This is a genomic window from Persicirhabdus sediminis (genome assembly GCF_016595495.1).
In the GTDB taxonomy this organism is placed as follows: domain Bacteria; phylum Verrucomicrobiota; class Verrucomicrobiia; order Verrucomicrobiales; family Akkermansiaceae; genus Persicirhabdus; species Persicirhabdus sediminis.
Genome location: NZ_JAENIM010000047.1, coordinates 131,963 through 149,122, shown reverse-complemented (window position 1 = coordinate 149,122; position 17,160 = coordinate 131,963). Strand labels below are relative to the sequence as shown.

The window sequence follows — 17,160 nt, the reverse complement described above, 5'->3', positions numbered from 1 at the left end:
GAGATGAATATTGCGATTATACCAGCTAGAGGAGGAAGCAAAAGAATTCCATATAAAAATATCAAAGAGTTTCATGGACGCCCAATTATTGAATATTCAATCAAATCGGCATTGAACTCTAAGTTATTTGATAGGGTGGTTGTGACAACAGACGATCCTGAAATAGCAAAGGTGGCAGAAGCCGCAGGAGCTGAAGTTCCCTTTCTGCGCGAATCCAGTGTATCAGGAGACTATGTTGGCGTTCTTGAGGTGATTCAAGATTGTATAGTTCGTTTAGGTATAGAGGATGCTGTATTTACATGTATTTATGCGACCGCGCCTCTACTCATTCCTGAAGATCTATGTCGAGGGATGACGATGCTTAAGAATGACGACTCGAATAGTTTTGTTATAGCTTCTACTAAATATAATTATCCTGTCCAGCGTGCCTATTATTTAGATGAAAATGATAAATTGAAAATGCTATACCCAGAGCATTATTCGACGAGGTCCCAAGATTTACCTTCTGTGTATCATGATGCTGCGATGTTTTATATGGCAAAAGCATCTGTCTGGCTAGCGGCAAAAAGGATATACTGTGATGATGCAGTAATTGTCGAGATTCCTGACAACCGGTACTGTGATATAGATACTCTAGAAGATTGGACTAGGGCAGAGTATTTATTTAGCGTGCTCTAGCTCGTGTTTTACCTGAATTTTTTGTCCATACTACGGGCTCGTTTACGGACTTTTTGTACCTTAATCCAGTTGTGGTGAGATAGGCTAAAAAATGTCAAAGGCCTCTATTCTCCTTGATGCTCAGGGGGCTAACTGGAACTAAATTTAGTTTAATGTTTCTGACTGGTCGGGGGAGTATCAGAGCACACGCAGGTACGCGGCGACTATTTTGAAACAGAGTAGTTCATTGATTAGGTTTCTGACAGGGGGTGATATTTTAACATATCAAATGTAGGGATAAATTATAGTTATACTTAGTTGAACCTGCTATCAAGTTTAAGAGCATTAGGAATGTTATCAATATTAAAGCATAAGGTCGTACAAGGTACGATGTGGTATACACTAGCTGGTTTGTTAACTAGTGGCATGAGTGTGATTCTGCTTCCTGTCATGACTCGTTGGATGACTCCTAGTGAGTTTGGCATTCTCAATGCCGCAATGTCTCTATCCCTTTTGATTATGCCAATCGTGACATTGGGTTTAGGTGCTTCTGTAGTTAGGTTTTATCATGACTATGATGTGGGGAGTGATCAGTTTGCGAGGTTTTTTAGTAGTTCTTTCTGGTGTCAGTGTGTTAGTGTGGCGTTTGTCTGCCTTGCTATATTAACTCCATTTTGGTTAGGAATGATTGACTCAATTAGCGGGGTTGATTTGCAGCATTTATATCCAGTTTTAGTATTGGTAGCATTAAACCCACCTCGAGATATTGGTAATCAGCTATTAACGAGCCAAGAGAAACACGGAAAGGCGAGTATTAATCAACTAGTTGCTTTTGCTATAGCAACGAGTCTATCTCTTTGGTTGATAGGCGCGCTGGAAATGGGGGCCTTAGGTAGGCTTTATGGCCGTGCAGGCGGAGCAGTAGTTGCAGCAATAATGTTGATCAAGTTATCTGAGTTCAGAGAGAATTTCAGAATGAGAATTGATTTAAACGAACTTAAAAAGAGTTTGGGTTATGGGATTCCATATGTGCCCTATTCATTTGCTCTGGCAGCGATGTTAACGGCTGACAAGTTATTATTACAGTATTATTCAGACTTAGAGGAAGTTGGAATTTATTCAGCTGCGAAAACTGTGGCTATGGGGATGTCCTTTATTTTTGTGGCCGTTACTCGAGCTTGGTACCCTCGATATTTCAAATTACGTAATGCCAATGATGACAGAAGTGTTATAGATGGGCAGTGGGCTCTAATGTGCTTACTTAGTCTCACTGTAGTGGGCTTTTGTATTTTGATACCTGTGGTTTATCCATTGATGGTAGACAAGCCTTACTGGAGAGGGATCGCAGTAATGCCTGTATTAGCGATGGGGATTTATGGTTACGGGCTATTCTTGACTCAGGCTAATTATATTAGCTATTTGAAGAAGACTATATTATTACCAATAATAGCGGGGGTTGGCGTTTTGGTGAATTTAATCTGCGCGATGTTGTGGATGCCCATATATGGTATGACTGGGGCTGCATGGGCTATTTTAGTAGGCTATGGGGTAATGAATCTAGTTTTAGTAGGTTTGAGTTTTAAACTTGAACGAAGGGCTCTTGAGCGCGTTGTGTTACCTGTTTTTGGGTGCGCGTTAGCTGCTGGAGGAGTTTGCGTAGTCATGTTAATTCCTAGCACATGGGGTTGGATTCCTCGCGTCTGTATAGCGGTAATAGCAGTCCTAGTATTTGCAGCTCTATGGTACTCAGGTAAAAAGCTCCTAGAGCAGAGATGTTTAGTCTCAAGTGTTTGTTAAACTAACGAAAAGTCGATATTCAGAAAAGTTACATGTATACTAAAGATGATATAAGAAGGTATTTTAGGGTTCTGAATAGGACTGAACAAACTAGCCTATGCGGATTATTTCTATGTAAGTTGGTTATTCTGGTGCAAAGATTCTGTCATTTGATTCAGCATAAAGGACTGAGCCAATTATCAAAATCAAAGCTCAAGGAGTTAACTGCAAGAAAGGCGAAAGATGTTATTGTTTTTGCAAATGGCCCTTCTTTGAGGGATTTGGATTTTACGAAAGTAAAAGAATTAACAGATTCTGGCGAGTATGATTTAATTGTTGTCAACTCATTCGCCTCAAAAGCTATAGCTCAATATGGGATAGTACCTTTTGCAGGCATCTTCAATGATCCAGCGCATTATGGGGGCTGTCCTGATCACCCTCTAGCTTCACAGTTTCAAGAGGATATAGACACTATGAATGAATTTAATATTCCAACTATTGTGCCTTATCGTTATGTACGTAAAAGCAAGTTTAATAATACAGTGCCGATATGCGGTTTCAGAGATGTCTACAGCCAGAATGTTTCGAATATTCATAAACCAACAGGTTTTTACGGATTGACTGCATTTTATGCATTGGCCTTGGCGATGCACTTAAAGTATCAAAACATTTACGTTTGTGGTTATGATAATTCCTATTTTAAATCTTTTGGCGTTGATATGAATAATGAAAAGTATCTGCAGGATGAGCATTTCTATGACGATGAGTCGCTCTCGAGGAGGTGGATGCCCACCGACCTGTATGGTAAGACTTGCGACATGTTTTACGACACATACAGGCACTTTATGTATTTAGAAAAAATAGCTCAACTATGTCCAAGGGAAGTTAAAATTTGGAACATTGCTAAAACTACATACACAGATGCCTTCCCGAGAAATTTTGACTTGGACATCTATAAATAGGAGATGTTAGTTTGACTTTCTCTAGTTATTGAGTTCAGACGTAAAAATATTATCTTAAAATGAATCATAAAATTGCTAATTTCCTTCTTATGGTATTGCTCGTATTTCTTGGGCTATACGTGATGGTTTCATCTATTGGTGGGGGAGGTAATGAAATTGGACGTTTATCCATTTATTTTTGTTTGATCCTATTCTTGATAGGCAGTATGTCACCCAAGTTAGGTCTTTATGCCCTCTTACTTCTTGCCGGGTATAGTGATATGGTGAAACGATTCATGGTGCTTGGGTCGTCGGTTTCACAATTGGATGTGATGTATGTTTTGGCTATGGCGCCTTGTGTTTTAGGGGGGGCAGTGAGCCATGTACTGATTCAGCGAATTAGTAAAAGGCAAATGACTAAAGGTGACTTTATCCGTTTCGGTTTTGCCAGTATTTCATTATTAGGTGTTGCTGTGTCAGCTATACTAAGTGGAGGAGGTTTGGGGTCTCTGCGTGTCATAGCTGATTATGGGGTATTTACTTTTTTGGTCTTTATATTACCTATCGTATTCCCTTCTAGGGAATTACTGCTCGGCTACATCAAGGTAGCGTTGTACATATTTATCCCTGTGGCCCTATACGGCATTTGGCAACGCTTGTTTGGTTTGGCTGATTTTGAGATGGATTATTTGATGACAGGTTTGTCTAGAGAGACTAGGCAGTTAGGGCAGATCGGTCTGAGGCCTTTTTCTACTTTGAATGCAGCCAGCTCCCTAACAATTGTAATGGCTGCCTGTGCGATGTTGACTATTCCTTTAAGAAAACTTCGGATGTTGAACCTTATAGAAGGTATTGGCTTGTTTCTAATTTTTACGACAGCCTGTATCATGACGTTTACCCGAACGGGGTGGGTTTGTCTTGCTCTATTTCCTATAGCGGTCGTCGCTTTACGATATAAAGGCATAACGATATTAGCATATCTTGTAGCCTTTGGGGTTTTTATCGGCGTTGTGTTAAGTGCTGACTGGTTTTTGAATAATCTTCAAGGATGGCAAGCGGATATCAGTGGTGAGGGAGATTATGGACGATCGACTCAAGCGTTTCGGGTAACCACGCTTTATGATCGGTTTTTAGGTTTTAGTAATATGAAGAACCCCAGTAATTGGGCTCCTTTTGGCGTTGAAACTGGTTTAATTACAAGTGCTGAGTATCGTTATGATGACCCGACGTTCTCTCATGATCAGGTTTCCCGATTTTTATTCAAATACGGTTATGTCCCTAGTGGAATAATCTTAATTATAGGGCTAGTGTCGGCGTTTGCTTTTCATACCAAACTACTCAATCAATCTTGGAGTAGACGAAAGATATCAACGTTTTTTACAGGTGCTGTATTTTCTTTGTTTGTTAGTATTTTGGCCGGAACCTATATATTTCAGTTCCCCGCGAATATTTTTTTATGGATGATTGTTTGTGCTGTAATTCAGTCTATGGACAAGGATGATCTGATAGGAGGGGGCGATGTGTAGTGGAGCTAAGCGTCTATTATTGATAGGTCAGTATTCGCCAGCCATTCATGGTCAAGCGATTCAGTATCAGAAGTTAATTCATTTGTTAGGTGACGATGCAGAGATAGAGTTGTATTCGATTAATACCGTATATACAATGAGCCGGTCTCAGTTGTCGAAATTCACTTTCGCTAAAACCTTTAGGATGCTGTCTTATGCTGTTGAATTGTTGTACCAACATCATAGATATAAATTTGATGTGATAGTGATGTCTCCAGCCTTTCATACTATACCATTCCTTAAAGATTCGTTGTTTGTGGTTCTCGCGAAGCATTTCTGCCAGGCGAGGGTCGTAGCTTGGGTTCACATGGACCCTAGCCGATTAAAATTAGAGTCTCAGTCTTGTTTCTTTAAATTTATCTACCAAAGCATTATAAATAAATTTGATCTGTTCGTAGCATGTGCCCCAAAGCTAATTGGGACATGGCCGACGGCCTTGAGAGAGAGGTCTTGTACCTTCGTGTGCAATGGAGTTGCAGATGAGGCCACAACAGCTAGTCACCGTGGAGTGAAGGTTGAAAACCCGATTAGGCGGGTAGGTTACCTTTCTGCAATGGATGAACAAAAAGGCTGGTTAGAGATGTTTTCTGTCGCTGAGAAAATATGCTCAACTAGTGAAGATGTAGAATTCTATTTCTACGGTGGAGTAGGTGTATCTACACCCATAAAAATCATAGAAGAAAAATTTAAAGCAAGCCAATTTAGTGATCGCATCAAATGGTTAGGAGCCGTGTACGAGGAGGATAAAAACATGGCTTATAAATCTATGGATTTGTTCTGTATGCCTTCTCATACGGAGGCGTTTCCCTTGAGCATATTAGAGGCAATGATGCACTCGCTACCTATCGTTGCTACTGATGTTGGAGCGGTTTCTGATGCTGTTGAAAATGGTAAAGGGGGGTGGTTGTGCTCGCCTAGAGACGAAGAATCCTTATTACGAACAGTACAACTAGCTCTAGAGAGTCAAGATAATTGGGCTGCGATGGGGGCTTTAAATCGACTGAAATTTAGTGAATGTTTTTCTCTAGATGCATTTAAGGAAAGTTGGCAAAAAGTTATTCATGATCTTATGAAATAGGGGCGTGTACATAGAGATGAATATTATTATTTATATTTTATCAGCGTTATCAATATTGACCGCTATTTTACTAGCAGTTACTCGGAGTTTGCATTTAGGCTCTGTAAGCCTCGGTTTGATTGGGGTAGCTGCTATACTATCAGGCTTATACTGTGGTACTTCCAAGAGGTACATTGGGAGTTCGAAGCTTCAATATTTGGTTGTAATCGCATTGTCCTATTTTTTGTGTCGAGCGCTGCTATCGCCGGTGTTAGACCTTGCGCGTGGGGATTTGGTTTTAATTCTATTATCTGGATGTTTATACTTTGTTGCTACAACGGCAGGAGCAAAGGCAAATTTTCGTAGGCTCGTAGTTACATGTGTAATTTTAGCGAGTTTAATACATCTAGCTGCGTCGTATGCACAATTGCTTGATTTACCCAGGTTGCACATTCTCGATTATTTAGTTGAGGGTTTTAATGAGAATGGGGTGTCGGGGTGGTTTGGATATTATGGGACTTTTGCAAATTTATCAGGGATAGTGGCTTACTTGTGCCTCTCTTTATCTGTCTGGAGTAGACTTGGGCGTTACTATAGATTAAGTTTAGCTACCATAGGTGTTCTAGCCGTCTTGGCTGTTGTATTTTCATGCTCTCGAGCAGGGATTCTGGGACTGCTTGCTGGAGGCTGTTGTTTTCTATTTTTGTTACTCTTGTCTTCACACAGTCTTACTTGTAATCAACGGAAATCTATACACTGGATATCGTTAGTACCGGTCGTGTTGGGGGCTGTTTCAGTGATTGTAGGTGGCTTGTTTACAATTCGGCAGAGATCAACTGATAGTACTTTTGCGCAAGCTTTATTTGACTCAGAAGTACGATTGTCATATTGGAAAATGGCAATAGAGCAAGCTTATCAGAGCCCGATTTTTGGTGCTGGCAGTAGAAGCTATTCATATGAATCTCTTCGGTTGTGGAGTGAAGAGTTGCAAACCAGGGCTGCTACGCCTGAATTTGTGCATAATGAGTATCTACAGTTATTAGCTGATTATGGAGTTGTTGGCTTCTTATTCGTGGTAGGTGTGGTTGCCTGCCATTTTTTTTGGGGCTGTAAGCGAGTCTATAATCTATCAGATCAAATAGCTAGAGATGGTAATCACGTATCGAGTGATGCTATGGCATATGCAATAGCTGGCTGTTCTGGAATTGCTGTGATGGCTGTTCATATATTGCTAGATTTCCCTACTCATACTGCAGCAAACCTAGTGTTATTAGTGTGTTGTCTGGTATGGTGCCTACCTATTACTAAGAAGGGGGCTAGTTGTATTGCTGTACCTAAAAGTATAGGGAGGGGATTTTTTTCAGCGATGTTAATTTTGTTGGGACTCCTTTCTTTGTGGATAGCTGTACCAGAGGTAAGGGTGGCTTCTTATTTATTGAAGTGTAAAGGGTTTTCAAGTATTAGCGGTTGGGATGCTGCAAGTGTTTCTGATCCGCAGCTTGCAACTGATAGTTATGAGGATGCATATTCTAGGTCTCCGAATTATGAGCATGCATACAAGTTAGCTACGATCCATCATATGGAAGCCGTGGGGATCGTAGATCCAGTCGAAAGAGAAAATGCCTTTGAGAAGGCACTTATTTACTATTCAAAGGCTGAACAGCGGCACCCTTATTTCTTCATGAGTGCTCTTAATCAAGCTTTGATTAATATCGATCTTCAAAGCTATGAGTCTGCTGAGAAGGCGTTTATACGTGCAGAAAAGTACGGAGCCTATAGGGAGTCTCATACTGGACTCTACAAGAGATGGGCTGAACTTTGCTATCGTCAAGGAAGAAGCATTGAACAGGAAAACAGAGAGGCTGCTCGAGTCTATTATCTTCGAGCTGTGGAATTAAATGACCAGAGTGCATCGTTATCTGCGTCAAATAGATATCGTGATTGGTATATCCAGCAAGCCAAGTACTTATATTCTGTTGGAGCTACATATGATAGCCTTAAGGAATGGCATGAAGCCGAGTTTTATTTTGAGCAGGCTAAAGCCTTAATTCAAGGTTGGGGAATATTGAAGGAGACACGGTTACATTATAAGATTGGTCAGTTTTACTATAAGCGGGCTGAAGAGCTATGGATGGGGAGGCAAATAGATAGAGCCGTTCATTGCTATACATTAGCGTTATCGGAAATTGCTAATTATAACAGGATGACAGGACGCAGTGAATCTGATGCTGTTAAGTTAGAAGAGTCCACAATAGAAGTTCTCAAATACTTTGAAATGGCGGGGCTTTTGACTGATTAAGGAGTCCTAAGTCTAGGTACACTTTAAGTCATCCTTTTTGTGTCTTCAAATAATCGTTTCTGTCTGATTTGTAGGGCTTTGAGGCCAGATTAGACGGCACGAGACGAACAAGTCACATCTTTTTTAGATCTGGATAAAGGCCCTTGCTAATAATCGCGTAACAACCAAAACATAATGAATAAAAACGAAAAAACAGTGTACATAGGCATGAGTGCCGATCTCATCCACCCAGGCCACGTAAATATCATTGAAACTGGCAGAGAATACGGTGATGTCGTTGTTGGTCTTCTGACCGATAAGGCAATCGCTAGCTATAAGCGACTGCCTAGTTTGCCTTTCGAGCACAGAAAGAGGATTATAGAAAATGTTAAGGGTGTTAGCAAAGTTGTAGCGCAAGATACGCTAGATTATGTTGCGAATCTTGAGGCGATTAAGCCCGATTACGTCGTTCACGGTGATGATTGGAAAACTGGCCCTCAGCAAGAAACTCGCGCTCGTGTGATTGAAGCTCTTAAGGGATGGGGTGGGGAGCTCATTGAACCAAAATATACCGAAGGGCTGTCTTCCACAGCTTTGAATAAAGCTGTTAAGGAAATTGGAACGACTCCTGGTGTCCGTCTAGGTAAATTACGCCGTTTGATCGGAGCTAAACCTATTGTGCGTGCTATGGAGGCTCATAACGGCTTATCCGGGCTGATTGTAGAACATTCACAAGTGGAAGAAAATGGTACTGTTGAAGAGTTTGATGCAATCTGGCTGAGTAGTTTGACTGATTCTACAGCTAAAGGACGGCCTGATATCGAATTTGTGGACCGCACTTCAAGAGCGCAGACTATCAACGATATTTTAGATGTAACGACTAAGCCAATTATCTATGATGGTGATACTGGAGGCATTACTGAACACTTTACGAAAATGGTTAGGTCTCTCGAGCGTCTTGGGGTCTCAGCGGTTATTATTGAAGATAAGCAAGGCCTTAAGCAGAACTCATTATTTGGCACGGAGCGTCCTCAGGTATTGCTAGAAAAAGAGGCAATGTGTGAAAAAATCAATGCAGGCAAGCAAGCTCAAGTGACTGATGAATTCATGATTGTTGCTCGTATTGAAAGCCTAATTGCTAATCAGGGACTTGAAGATGCATTGGATCGTGCTCAGGCATACATTGAAGCTGGTTCAGATGGTATTATGATCCACAGCCGTGAGAAAGATGGTGCCGAAATTAAGGCGTTTTGTGAGGCCTATAAGAAATTTGAAAATAAGGTGCCGCTGATTTGTGTGCCTACTAGCTATAATCATCTACTTGAGGAAGAGTTAGCTGAAATTGGCTTTAGTGTAGTCATCTATGCAAATCACCTTTTGCGTAGTGCATACCCAGCAATGAAAAAAACAGCTGAAACTATTTTACGTAACAAGAGAAGCCAAGAGGTTGACTCGGAGTGTATGTCGGTGAAGGAAATTCTGACGTTGATCGCTGACTAAGGCATTAGCTAATAGTAATAACTCAAATACAATTCACTTTAACCTTATGATTAGTTGTAATAATTTTTATCAGGCCATATCGGCTGCCGGCGTTGGGTTCTATGCAGGCGTTCCTGACTCATTGCTCAAAGAAATCTGCGCCTGCATTACTGAGAAATCAGCTGCAGATAAGCATATTATTGCAGCTAATGAAGGAGCAGCTGTTGGGTTAGCTATAGGGAGTTATCTGGCCACAGGGGAGTTAGCAATGGTCTATATGCAAAACTCTGGACTGGGTAATATTGTTAACCCCCTGTTGTCCCTAGCTGACGCCAAAGTTTATTCTGTGCCGATGTTATTGATGGTCGGTTGGCGCGGTGAGCCTGGAGTAAAAGATGAACCTCAACATGTGAAGCAAGGGGAAGTGACCCTTGATCTTCTCGACGCTATGGGGATCCCCTATCAGATATTACCTGATAAGGATGAGGAGGCTGAACTAGTGATGCAGAAGATGGTTGCTATGGCTAATGAGCTACAGCAACCGACCGCTTTAGTGGTTCGAAAAAATACCTTTGATAAATATCAAAAGCAGCAAGCTGATTCAGTTCGTTCTAGTTTGACTTTGAGGCGAGAGGAAGCGCTATCGATTATTTTGGAGGAAATCGCAGCTGAGGATGTTGTAGTTTCGACCACAGGAATGATTTCTCGAGAGATCTTCGAGTACAGAGAAACGGCTAAACAGGGACATGCGCAAGATTTTCTCACAGTAGGAGGTATGGGGCATTGCTCTCAAATTGCGATGGGCGTAGCTCTATCGAAGAAGGATAAAAAGGTATTTTGTATTGATGGCGATGGTGCGGTGATTATGCATATGGGATCATTAGGAATCTCAGGACAATATAAAGGGGGCAACCTCATTCATATTGTGGTGAATAATGGCAAACATGATTCAGTTGGAGGCCAGCCTACTATTGGCTTTGATATTGATATTCCAGAAATTGCCAAAGCTTGTGGCTATCGTGAAGTCTGCCGTGTGGATACAGAAGCGGCTATCCGCCAAGAAATCCAACGTATCAAAAATATGGGGGTTCCATCTTTGATCGAAGTTCAGGTTTTACCTGGATCCCGGCCTGACCTAGGACGCCCTACCACAACGCCTATAGAGAATAAAGAGGCTTTCATGAAGCATGTGATGAGTTAACCAGATGGTTGTGGTGACTTTCAGATCATCCTCCTCGTTGAGCTAGAAACCTAGTCTAATCAAATGAATCAAATTAGTTATATTGGAGATGACGGTTGGTCTGTCATTGGGGAGTTCTTGGAGGATGCTAAGATCCGTTCGGTTCTACTTGTAACCGGACGGTCAGCTTTTAGCTCATCGGGAGCAGAGGCTGCTCTGGCGGGGATTTTAAAGGGCAAAAGAGTAAGACGTGTTTCTGATTTTGAAACTAATCCAAAGGCTGATGATGTTTGTCGCATTTTAAGCTCTGTGGGCAAGGATGATGCCTATGATGCGATTATTGCTGTCGGTGGAGGTAGTGTCCTTGACGTTGCTAAATTACTAAAAGCTTTTTGGTCAAGTGCGCATCCAGTTGTGGGTTATCTAGATGGACATGAGGATCTAGAGCCTAATACTATTCCTTTAATTGCTATTCCTTCAACGGCGGGATCCGGCAGTGAGGCGACTCATTTTGCTGTAGTTTATCATGGAAAAGAAAAGTTTTCTGTAGCTCATGAAGCGATCCTACCCAATTTAGCAGTGATCATTCCGTCACTGCTAGCGAGCCTGCCCCAATCTGTAGCGGCAGCTAGTGGGATGGATGCGTTATGCCAGGGGATTGAGTCTTATTGGTCAATTTATTCGACCTCTGAGTCTCAAGAGTTGGCGAAAGAGGCTATATCATTGGCTTGGAAGTCGCTTAAACGAGCTGTTTGCGACAAGGATGAGAGGTCCCTGCATGGCATAGCTCAAGCGTCATATTCTGCTGGCAGAGCAATCAATTTGACTAAAACGACGGCACCTCATGCTGTGTCATATGCTCTGACTTCATTCTATGGGGTGCAGCATGGGCATGCAGTAGGATTGTTGGTTCCCGAGTTTTTAGAATACAACAATGAGGTTTCGAAAGGTGACTGTCTGGACCAAAGAGGCCATGAATGGGTGAAGAGTCAGCTATTGGTAATTTCCGAATTACTAGGCTGTGAGAATGTATCTTCTGCGTCACAAGCTATTCGAGATTTACTAAGAGAGTTGGGTTTAGAGACTGATCTTACAAAGTTGGGGATCAAAACTGAGGCTGATATAGATATATTAGTTAAGAATGGTTTCAATCCTCAGCGAGTTAATAATAATCCACGGCTAGTAACTGAAGCTGGCCTGAGGGCTTTACTAGGGAAGTTAATCTAGCGAAATAAGGAGTTTAAACTTTTGCGTCAATTGGCGTGAGCGGAAATTTCAAGAGAAATGAGTGAGAAAAAAAAATACAGCTATGATGATTTTTGGCAAATGCATGGCAAACAGACAATTTGGGTAACGAGAAATATCAGTTACCGCTTTGGTGCTGTACTTGCTCTACTTTCATCGAGAATTGGAATTACTCCGAATATGATATCCGTGATATCGGGGGGGGTAACTATACTTTCAGCTTTGTTAGCGGCTTATCTTGGACAGTCTAATGTTTGGGCCGCCGTTGTATTAGTGGTGGGACTACAGCTAGGCTACGCCTTTGACTGTGCAGATGGTCCTTTGGCTAGGGCTACAGGTCAGGGCAGCAGCTTTGGTGCATTAAGTGATAAAATTGCAGACTTGAGCTCAGGCATGGTGTTGCCTTGTATTTTGGCATATGCTTCATCCGACTATGTGATTACAGTCGAGCAGACATCTTTAAATTTGGGGTTGGGCTTGCTCACCTTATTCCTGACGGTACGGGCTACATTATGTGTCTTGATGTGGCTAAAAGAGTCTATGATCTATAAAACTGATAGACTGCGTGAGGATGAAAGAAGTAAGAATCTTTGGTGGAGAATCAAAAAGGGAATCAGTTTATACATTGACGAACCTGTTTACCGAATGGCTCTGGCCCTAGCTTGGGCTGTCAGTTTGTTTTGGGAGTTTATCATTTTTTACGGTTTGGGTGTGGCATTGATCACCGTTGTCTATATGCTATCGTCGAAAAAAGAGATGGATGAATGGGATATATCGAGATAGAGCTTCAGTTAGTAGAAAAAGAGACGTTATACAAATTGACTAACATATTTATAGTGGTGGAATTCACAACAGCATAGTTAAATTAAAATTTACCCAAATAGCTCAGTGAATATAATTATGAAAAGCACCAAAAAAAATATCTACGTTTTTCCAGTCATTATATTATCTTTAGTAGTGACATATTTTTTGTGGATAGTTCCGATTTATGCTAATACCTCAACATCTGCTGAGCGTCTGATTTTCTTTATGGTGGATGCTTGGGGGGGGGACTTTGTTCACGGTTGGGCCGTGCCTGTTCTATTTCTTGTTTTTGTGGTAAAGGATTGGCCTCGAATGTGTAAGCAGCCCAGTGAAGGCTCGATCGAGGGGCTCATAGGGGTTATTTTTGGAATTTTTCTCTATGTGGCCTCCGTGCGCACTATGCAGCCACGCGTAGCATTGGTTGGTTTGCCCTTCTTGATTTCGGGCGGTGTTTGGTTTGTGTTTGGCTGGAAGGTGGCTCGCTATATGTTATTTCCCGCATTTTTTTGGTGGTTTGCGGTTTCTGTGCCCGGCTTATCCCAAGCGACAAACTTCTTACAAGTTTGGGTGACGCAAGCATGTTATCAGGTAGGCCTATTATTTGGCATGGATATCATCAACTCAGGTAATGATATTCGATCGGCTACCAATAGCTGGAATTTCGACATTGCAGAGGGCTGCAGTGGCATTCGCTCTCTGATGGCACTGGTGATGATTGCGGCTATTTATGCTTATTTCACTCAGAAGCAGCTGTGGAAGAAAGCATTGCTCTTTGCCTGTGCAATTCCATTGGCTATGTTAGGAAATTTTTTGAGAATCATGACCATTATCATCCTAGCTGAGATGGGCTTTCAAGATTTTGCCTCGGGTGTCTATCACGACTGGGCGGGCATTTTATTCTTCTTCCCGATTGCTCTAGCTGGGCTATTTGGCATTGATTATTTAATAAATTTCAAAGCTAACCGCAAAACTGTACGCACTAGGAAGGTGTAATTTCTCATAGCCATGGATCCTGTAGTAAAAAGAATTTATATCCTAAGCGCGATTTTAGCAGCTGGATTCTCTTTGGTTTTTGCATTGCCAGATGGTGAGAGTTTAAAGTCATCACGATTACATCGATATTTGCCTGAGAGAGTTACTGATTGGACGGGGGAGAAAGTTCAGCCTGGCGAAAAAGAGCTGGATCTTCTTGCAAAAGACACTGAGTTTGAACGTCGAAGTTATGTTCACGACTACGACCAGAGTTTGATGCCTTTGGAGGTTTCCTTGGTTTTTTCAGGTAAAGATTTGAATAACTCTATCCACCGGCCTGAGCGTTGTTTGGTATCTCAAGGCTGGGCCTTTGAAGAAGAAAAATACCTTTTGCTAAAAGGTGTTCTGCCTGATGGCGGCGATCTGCCGGTGAAGAAAATCCTTTGTCATCGCTTATTGTTTGACGAGGAGAACCAGCCGATGCTCGGGCCTGACGGCAAGCAGATCTATATGCAGCGAGTGCAATATTATACTTTCTTTGGGCATGAAAAAATTGTCTCAGGCCATTACGAGCGCACATTTGAGGACATTCGTGCGCGCTTGCTCGCTGGCTATGACCAGCGCTGGGCGTATGCAACTTTTGCCACTAATGTGAGCAAGACATTTGTTGACCAAGGCGTATGGCCAAGTAGTCGTCGTGTGCTCAGTGTGGAGCAAACGGAGCGCTTATTGCAGGATTTTATCAAAGAGTTGATGCCGATGGTGCTAGACAAAACAGCTGAAACTCATTAACCACTCTCAACTTTATCTTTCACTTTAATCATTTCACTTTAGTCTAAAATTAATGTTCGCCTCCCGACAGCGTGAGTTATTCTCCATTCAGTTCCTCCAAATAATAGACGGATTTTTAGTCTGGCTGGCATTCTTCATCAGCTCGAAACTTCGTGTGCCGATGATGGATATGGTGGGGGAATATCGTGAGGAAATCAGCCTCTACGAAATCACTTGGTTACTCATGGTAGTGGTTCCATTCACTCCGCTAGTACTGGAGATGTTTGGTTTTTACCGTAGCCCGCTGCATAAAAAACTGAGTCAATCGGCGTGGCAGCTCTTCCGCGGAGTCATGGTGATTGCCTTGCTTGTCGCCGTCTCGGTGATTTTCTTTAAACTCTCGGTTCAGAGCCGGTTTGTACTCGGTTTGGCAATGATTTTCACCTTTATCTTTTTGCTCATTCGAGAGGAAATTGTACGTCTTAAAGTGAAGGAACGGGCTGGAAAACCAGAAAACCGTGAGCGAATTTTGGTGGCTGGCCGTCCCAAAGACGTGAAAGAGATTTTGGAGGAGATGCCTCCTGAGGTGACGAGCTACTGGCAGGTGATGGCTGAGGTAGATTTGAGCCAGGTTACTCCTGAGGAGTTTGATGCCATCTTGATCGAGCATTCGATTGAGCGGGTAATCATTGCAGCCAAACACGCGGTCTTTAGGGAAATCTCGCGAGCAGTTGAGCTCTGCGAGGCACAGGGTATTGAGGCGTGGATTTCCGCTGGTTTTATTCGCACGCAGGTGGCTAGGCCAACTTTTGATAACTTAGGGGGCAAGCCGATGTTGGTTCTGCGCTCTACTCCTGAACTTTCATGGGCATTGATGTGTAAAGAAGTGATGGATAGAGTGGGGGCTTTTTGCATGATCGCCGCTACCTCACCACTGTGGTTAGTTGCTTACATTGGCATTAAAAAGCAAAGCCCTGGGCCAGTATTTTTCAAACAAGACCGAGCTGGGCGTTATGGGAAAACCTTCAAAATGTGGAAATTCCGTACCATGGTGACCAATGCGGAAGAGCTGTTGGCTGATGTCAAAAAAGATCAAGGGAATGAGATGAGCGGGCCAGTTTTTAAGCTGGAAAATGACCCTCGGGTATTTCCATTTGCTAGGTTTCTACGCAAAACCAGCATCGATGAACTTCCGCAGTTGATCAACGTGCTCAAAGGCGACATGAGCCTAGTGGGACCAAGACCATTGCCAGTTTATGAGGTCAAAGAGTTTGAGAAATCTGAGCATAGGCGCCGATTGAGTGTGAAACCTGGTATAACCTGCACTTGGCAGGCTGGTGGGCGCAATACCATCACCGAGTGGGAAGACTGGGTGAAAATGGACCTCGAATATATTGATAATTGGTCGCTGGGCCTAGATATCAAGTTGCTGCTGATGACTATTCCAGCTGTGTTGTTCTCCAAGGGAGCTAAGTAAGTTAGCTTATTAACTGTCACTTTGCGCCCTGAAAATAGAGCGATGAAAAAAGAATCATTCTACCTACTCACATTTATTGTTGGGGTTTTTGCGGTGAGTTTTTTTGCTCGCAGCTGGCTGGTTTCTGAGCCGGCTCCAGCTGGGGAATCGCATCCTAGCTACCAACGAATTGTTTCATTGGCACCCAGTATTACTGAGTGCCTTTTTGCTGTTGGGGCGGGTGACCAGATGGTTGGTGTGACTAACTATTGTGAGTATCCAGAAGAGGCAAATTCACTAACTAAGGTGGGGGGCCATTACGATTTGAACTACGAAACTTTGATTTCGTTAAAGCCAGATTTGGTGGTTTGTCTGCCGTCGAGCCCTGAGATTCACCAACGCCTGCGTGCGTTAGATATTGAGGTCATGCCGGTAGAATCCAGCTCAGTGAGTGGGATCATGCAAAGCCTGATCCAGCTGGGGGAAAAAACGGGAAACCTAGCTGAAGCCGAGAAGGTGGTAGCTGATATGGAAATGCGCATTGCTAAGGTGAAAGCGCAGCGCGTTGACGAGCCGAGCCGCAAGATCTTGGTTAGTATTGGTCAGAATACCGGGGAGGCGGCGGTGCAGAATTTGTTTATCGCTGGCCGCAACAATTTTTACGATGACCTGATCACCCTGCTAGGCTGCGAAAATGTCTACGCCGGTGAGGTGGCTTATCCAGCTGTTAGCCATGAAGGATTGATTCGCATGAATCCTGAGGTGATTTTTGAAATGACACCGGAGGATGAGCTGGAAAATAGTATCCAGCTGGAGCGAGTGTGGAAACGGCAGGCATTGCTAGATGCTGTAAAGTTAGACAATGTCTTTGTATTGGCTGGTGATTATGTAGTGAAACCAGGCCCGCGCGTGGTCGATCTTCTTGAGCTGATGGCTGAGAAAATGAAGTCCTCGCGCTGAAGGGGATGTGTGTGGGAGG

General features: G+C 42.7%; 14 protein-coding genes. All 14 read left to right on the top strand.

Annotation, left to right across the window (positions count from 1 at the left end):
• Positions 1-3: 3 nt before the first annotated feature.
• The 14 genes from pseF (at position 4) to JIN82_RS16470 (ending at position 17,141) form a co-directional block, all read left to right on the top strand.
• Positions 4-678: a pseudaminic acid cytidylyltransferase gene (pseF, locus tag JIN82_RS16535; protein ID WP_200312782.1), complete on the top strand. Its 675-nt coding sequence runs from the start codon at positions 4-6 to the stop codon at positions 676-678.
• A 330-nt stretch (positions 679-1,008) separates the two neighbouring features.
• Entirely contained in the window at positions 1,009-2,454 is a 1,446-nt protein-coding gene (locus JIN82_RS16530) for a lipopolysaccharide biosynthesis protein (RefSeq protein WP_200312781.1), read from the top strand.
• 32 nt (positions 2,455-2,486) lie between these two features.
• On the top strand, positions 2,487-3,395 hold the full coding sequence (locus JIN82_RS16525; RefSeq protein ID WP_200312780.1) for a motility associated factor glycosyltransferase family protein: 909 nt from the start codon (positions 2,487-2,489) through the stop codon (positions 3,393-3,395).
• Between the two features lie 59 nt (positions 3,396-3,454).
• Positions 3,455-4,900, top strand: a complete 1,446-nt coding sequence (locus tag JIN82_RS16520) for a hypothetical protein (RefSeq protein ID WP_200312779.1) — start codon at positions 3,455-3,457, stop codon at positions 4,898-4,900.
• Complete coding sequence (locus tag JIN82_RS16515; RefSeq protein WP_325099535.1) at positions 4,893-6,017, top strand: glycosyltransferase family 4 protein; 1,125 nt, start codon at positions 4,893-4,895, stop codon at positions 6,015-6,017. The genes JIN82_RS16520 and JIN82_RS16515 overlap by 8 nt, the downstream gene beginning before the upstream one ends.
• A gap of 16 nt (positions 6,018-6,033) precedes the next feature.
• Positions 6,034-8,295: an O-antigen ligase family protein gene (locus tag JIN82_RS16510; RefSeq protein WP_200312777.1), complete on the top strand. Its 2,262-nt coding sequence runs from the start codon at positions 6,034-6,036 to the stop codon at positions 8,293-8,295.
• Between the two features lie 174 nt (positions 8,296-8,469).
• Positions 8,470-9,774: a phosphoenolpyruvate mutase gene (gene aepX / locus JIN82_RS16505; RefSeq protein ID WP_200312776.1), complete on the top strand. Its 1,305-nt coding sequence runs from the start codon at positions 8,470-8,472 to the stop codon at positions 9,772-9,774.
• A 46-nt stretch (positions 9,775-9,820) separates the two neighbouring features.
• Positions 9,821-10,954, top strand: coding sequence for a phosphonopyruvate decarboxylase (aepY, locus tag JIN82_RS16500; protein WP_200312775.1), 1,134 nt, complete (start codon positions 9,821-9,823; stop codon positions 10,952-10,954).
• A 63-nt stretch (positions 10,955-11,017) separates the two neighbouring features.
• Positions 11,018-12,160, top strand: coding sequence for a phosphonoacetaldehyde reductase (locus JIN82_RS16495; protein WP_200312774.1), 1,143 nt, complete (start codon positions 11,018-11,020; stop codon positions 12,158-12,160).
• A gap of 57 nt (positions 12,161-12,217) precedes the next feature.
• On the top strand, positions 12,218-12,961 hold the full coding sequence (locus JIN82_RS16490) for a CDP-alcohol phosphatidyltransferase family protein (RefSeq protein WP_200312773.1): 744 nt from the start codon (positions 12,218-12,220) through the stop codon (positions 12,959-12,961).
• Between the two features lie 117 nt (positions 12,962-13,078).
• The gene (locus JIN82_RS16485; RefSeq protein WP_200312772.1) at positions 13,079-13,975 is read left to right on the top strand and encodes an exosortase/archaeosortase family protein; all 897 of its coding nucleotides are present in this window, start codon (positions 13,079-13,081) and stop codon (positions 13,973-13,975) included.
• A gap of 12 nt (positions 13,976-13,987) precedes the next feature.
• Positions 13,988-14,746 (top strand): exosortase-associated EpsI family protein, encoded by a 759-nt coding sequence (locus tag JIN82_RS16480; RefSeq protein WP_200312771.1) that lies wholly within the window; start codon positions 13,988-13,990, stop codon positions 14,744-14,746.
• Between the two features lie 52 nt (positions 14,747-14,798).
• Positions 14,799-16,202 (top strand): sugar transferase, encoded by a 1,404-nt coding sequence (locus JIN82_RS16475; protein WP_200312770.1) that lies wholly within the window; start codon positions 14,799-14,801, stop codon positions 16,200-16,202.
• A gap of 42 nt (positions 16,203-16,244) precedes the next feature.
• Positions 16,245-17,141 (top strand): ABC transporter substrate-binding protein, encoded by an 897-nt coding sequence (locus tag JIN82_RS16470; protein WP_200312769.1) that lies wholly within the window; start codon positions 16,245-16,247, stop codon positions 17,139-17,141.
• The last annotated feature ends 19 nt before the right edge of the window (positions 17,142-17,160 follow it).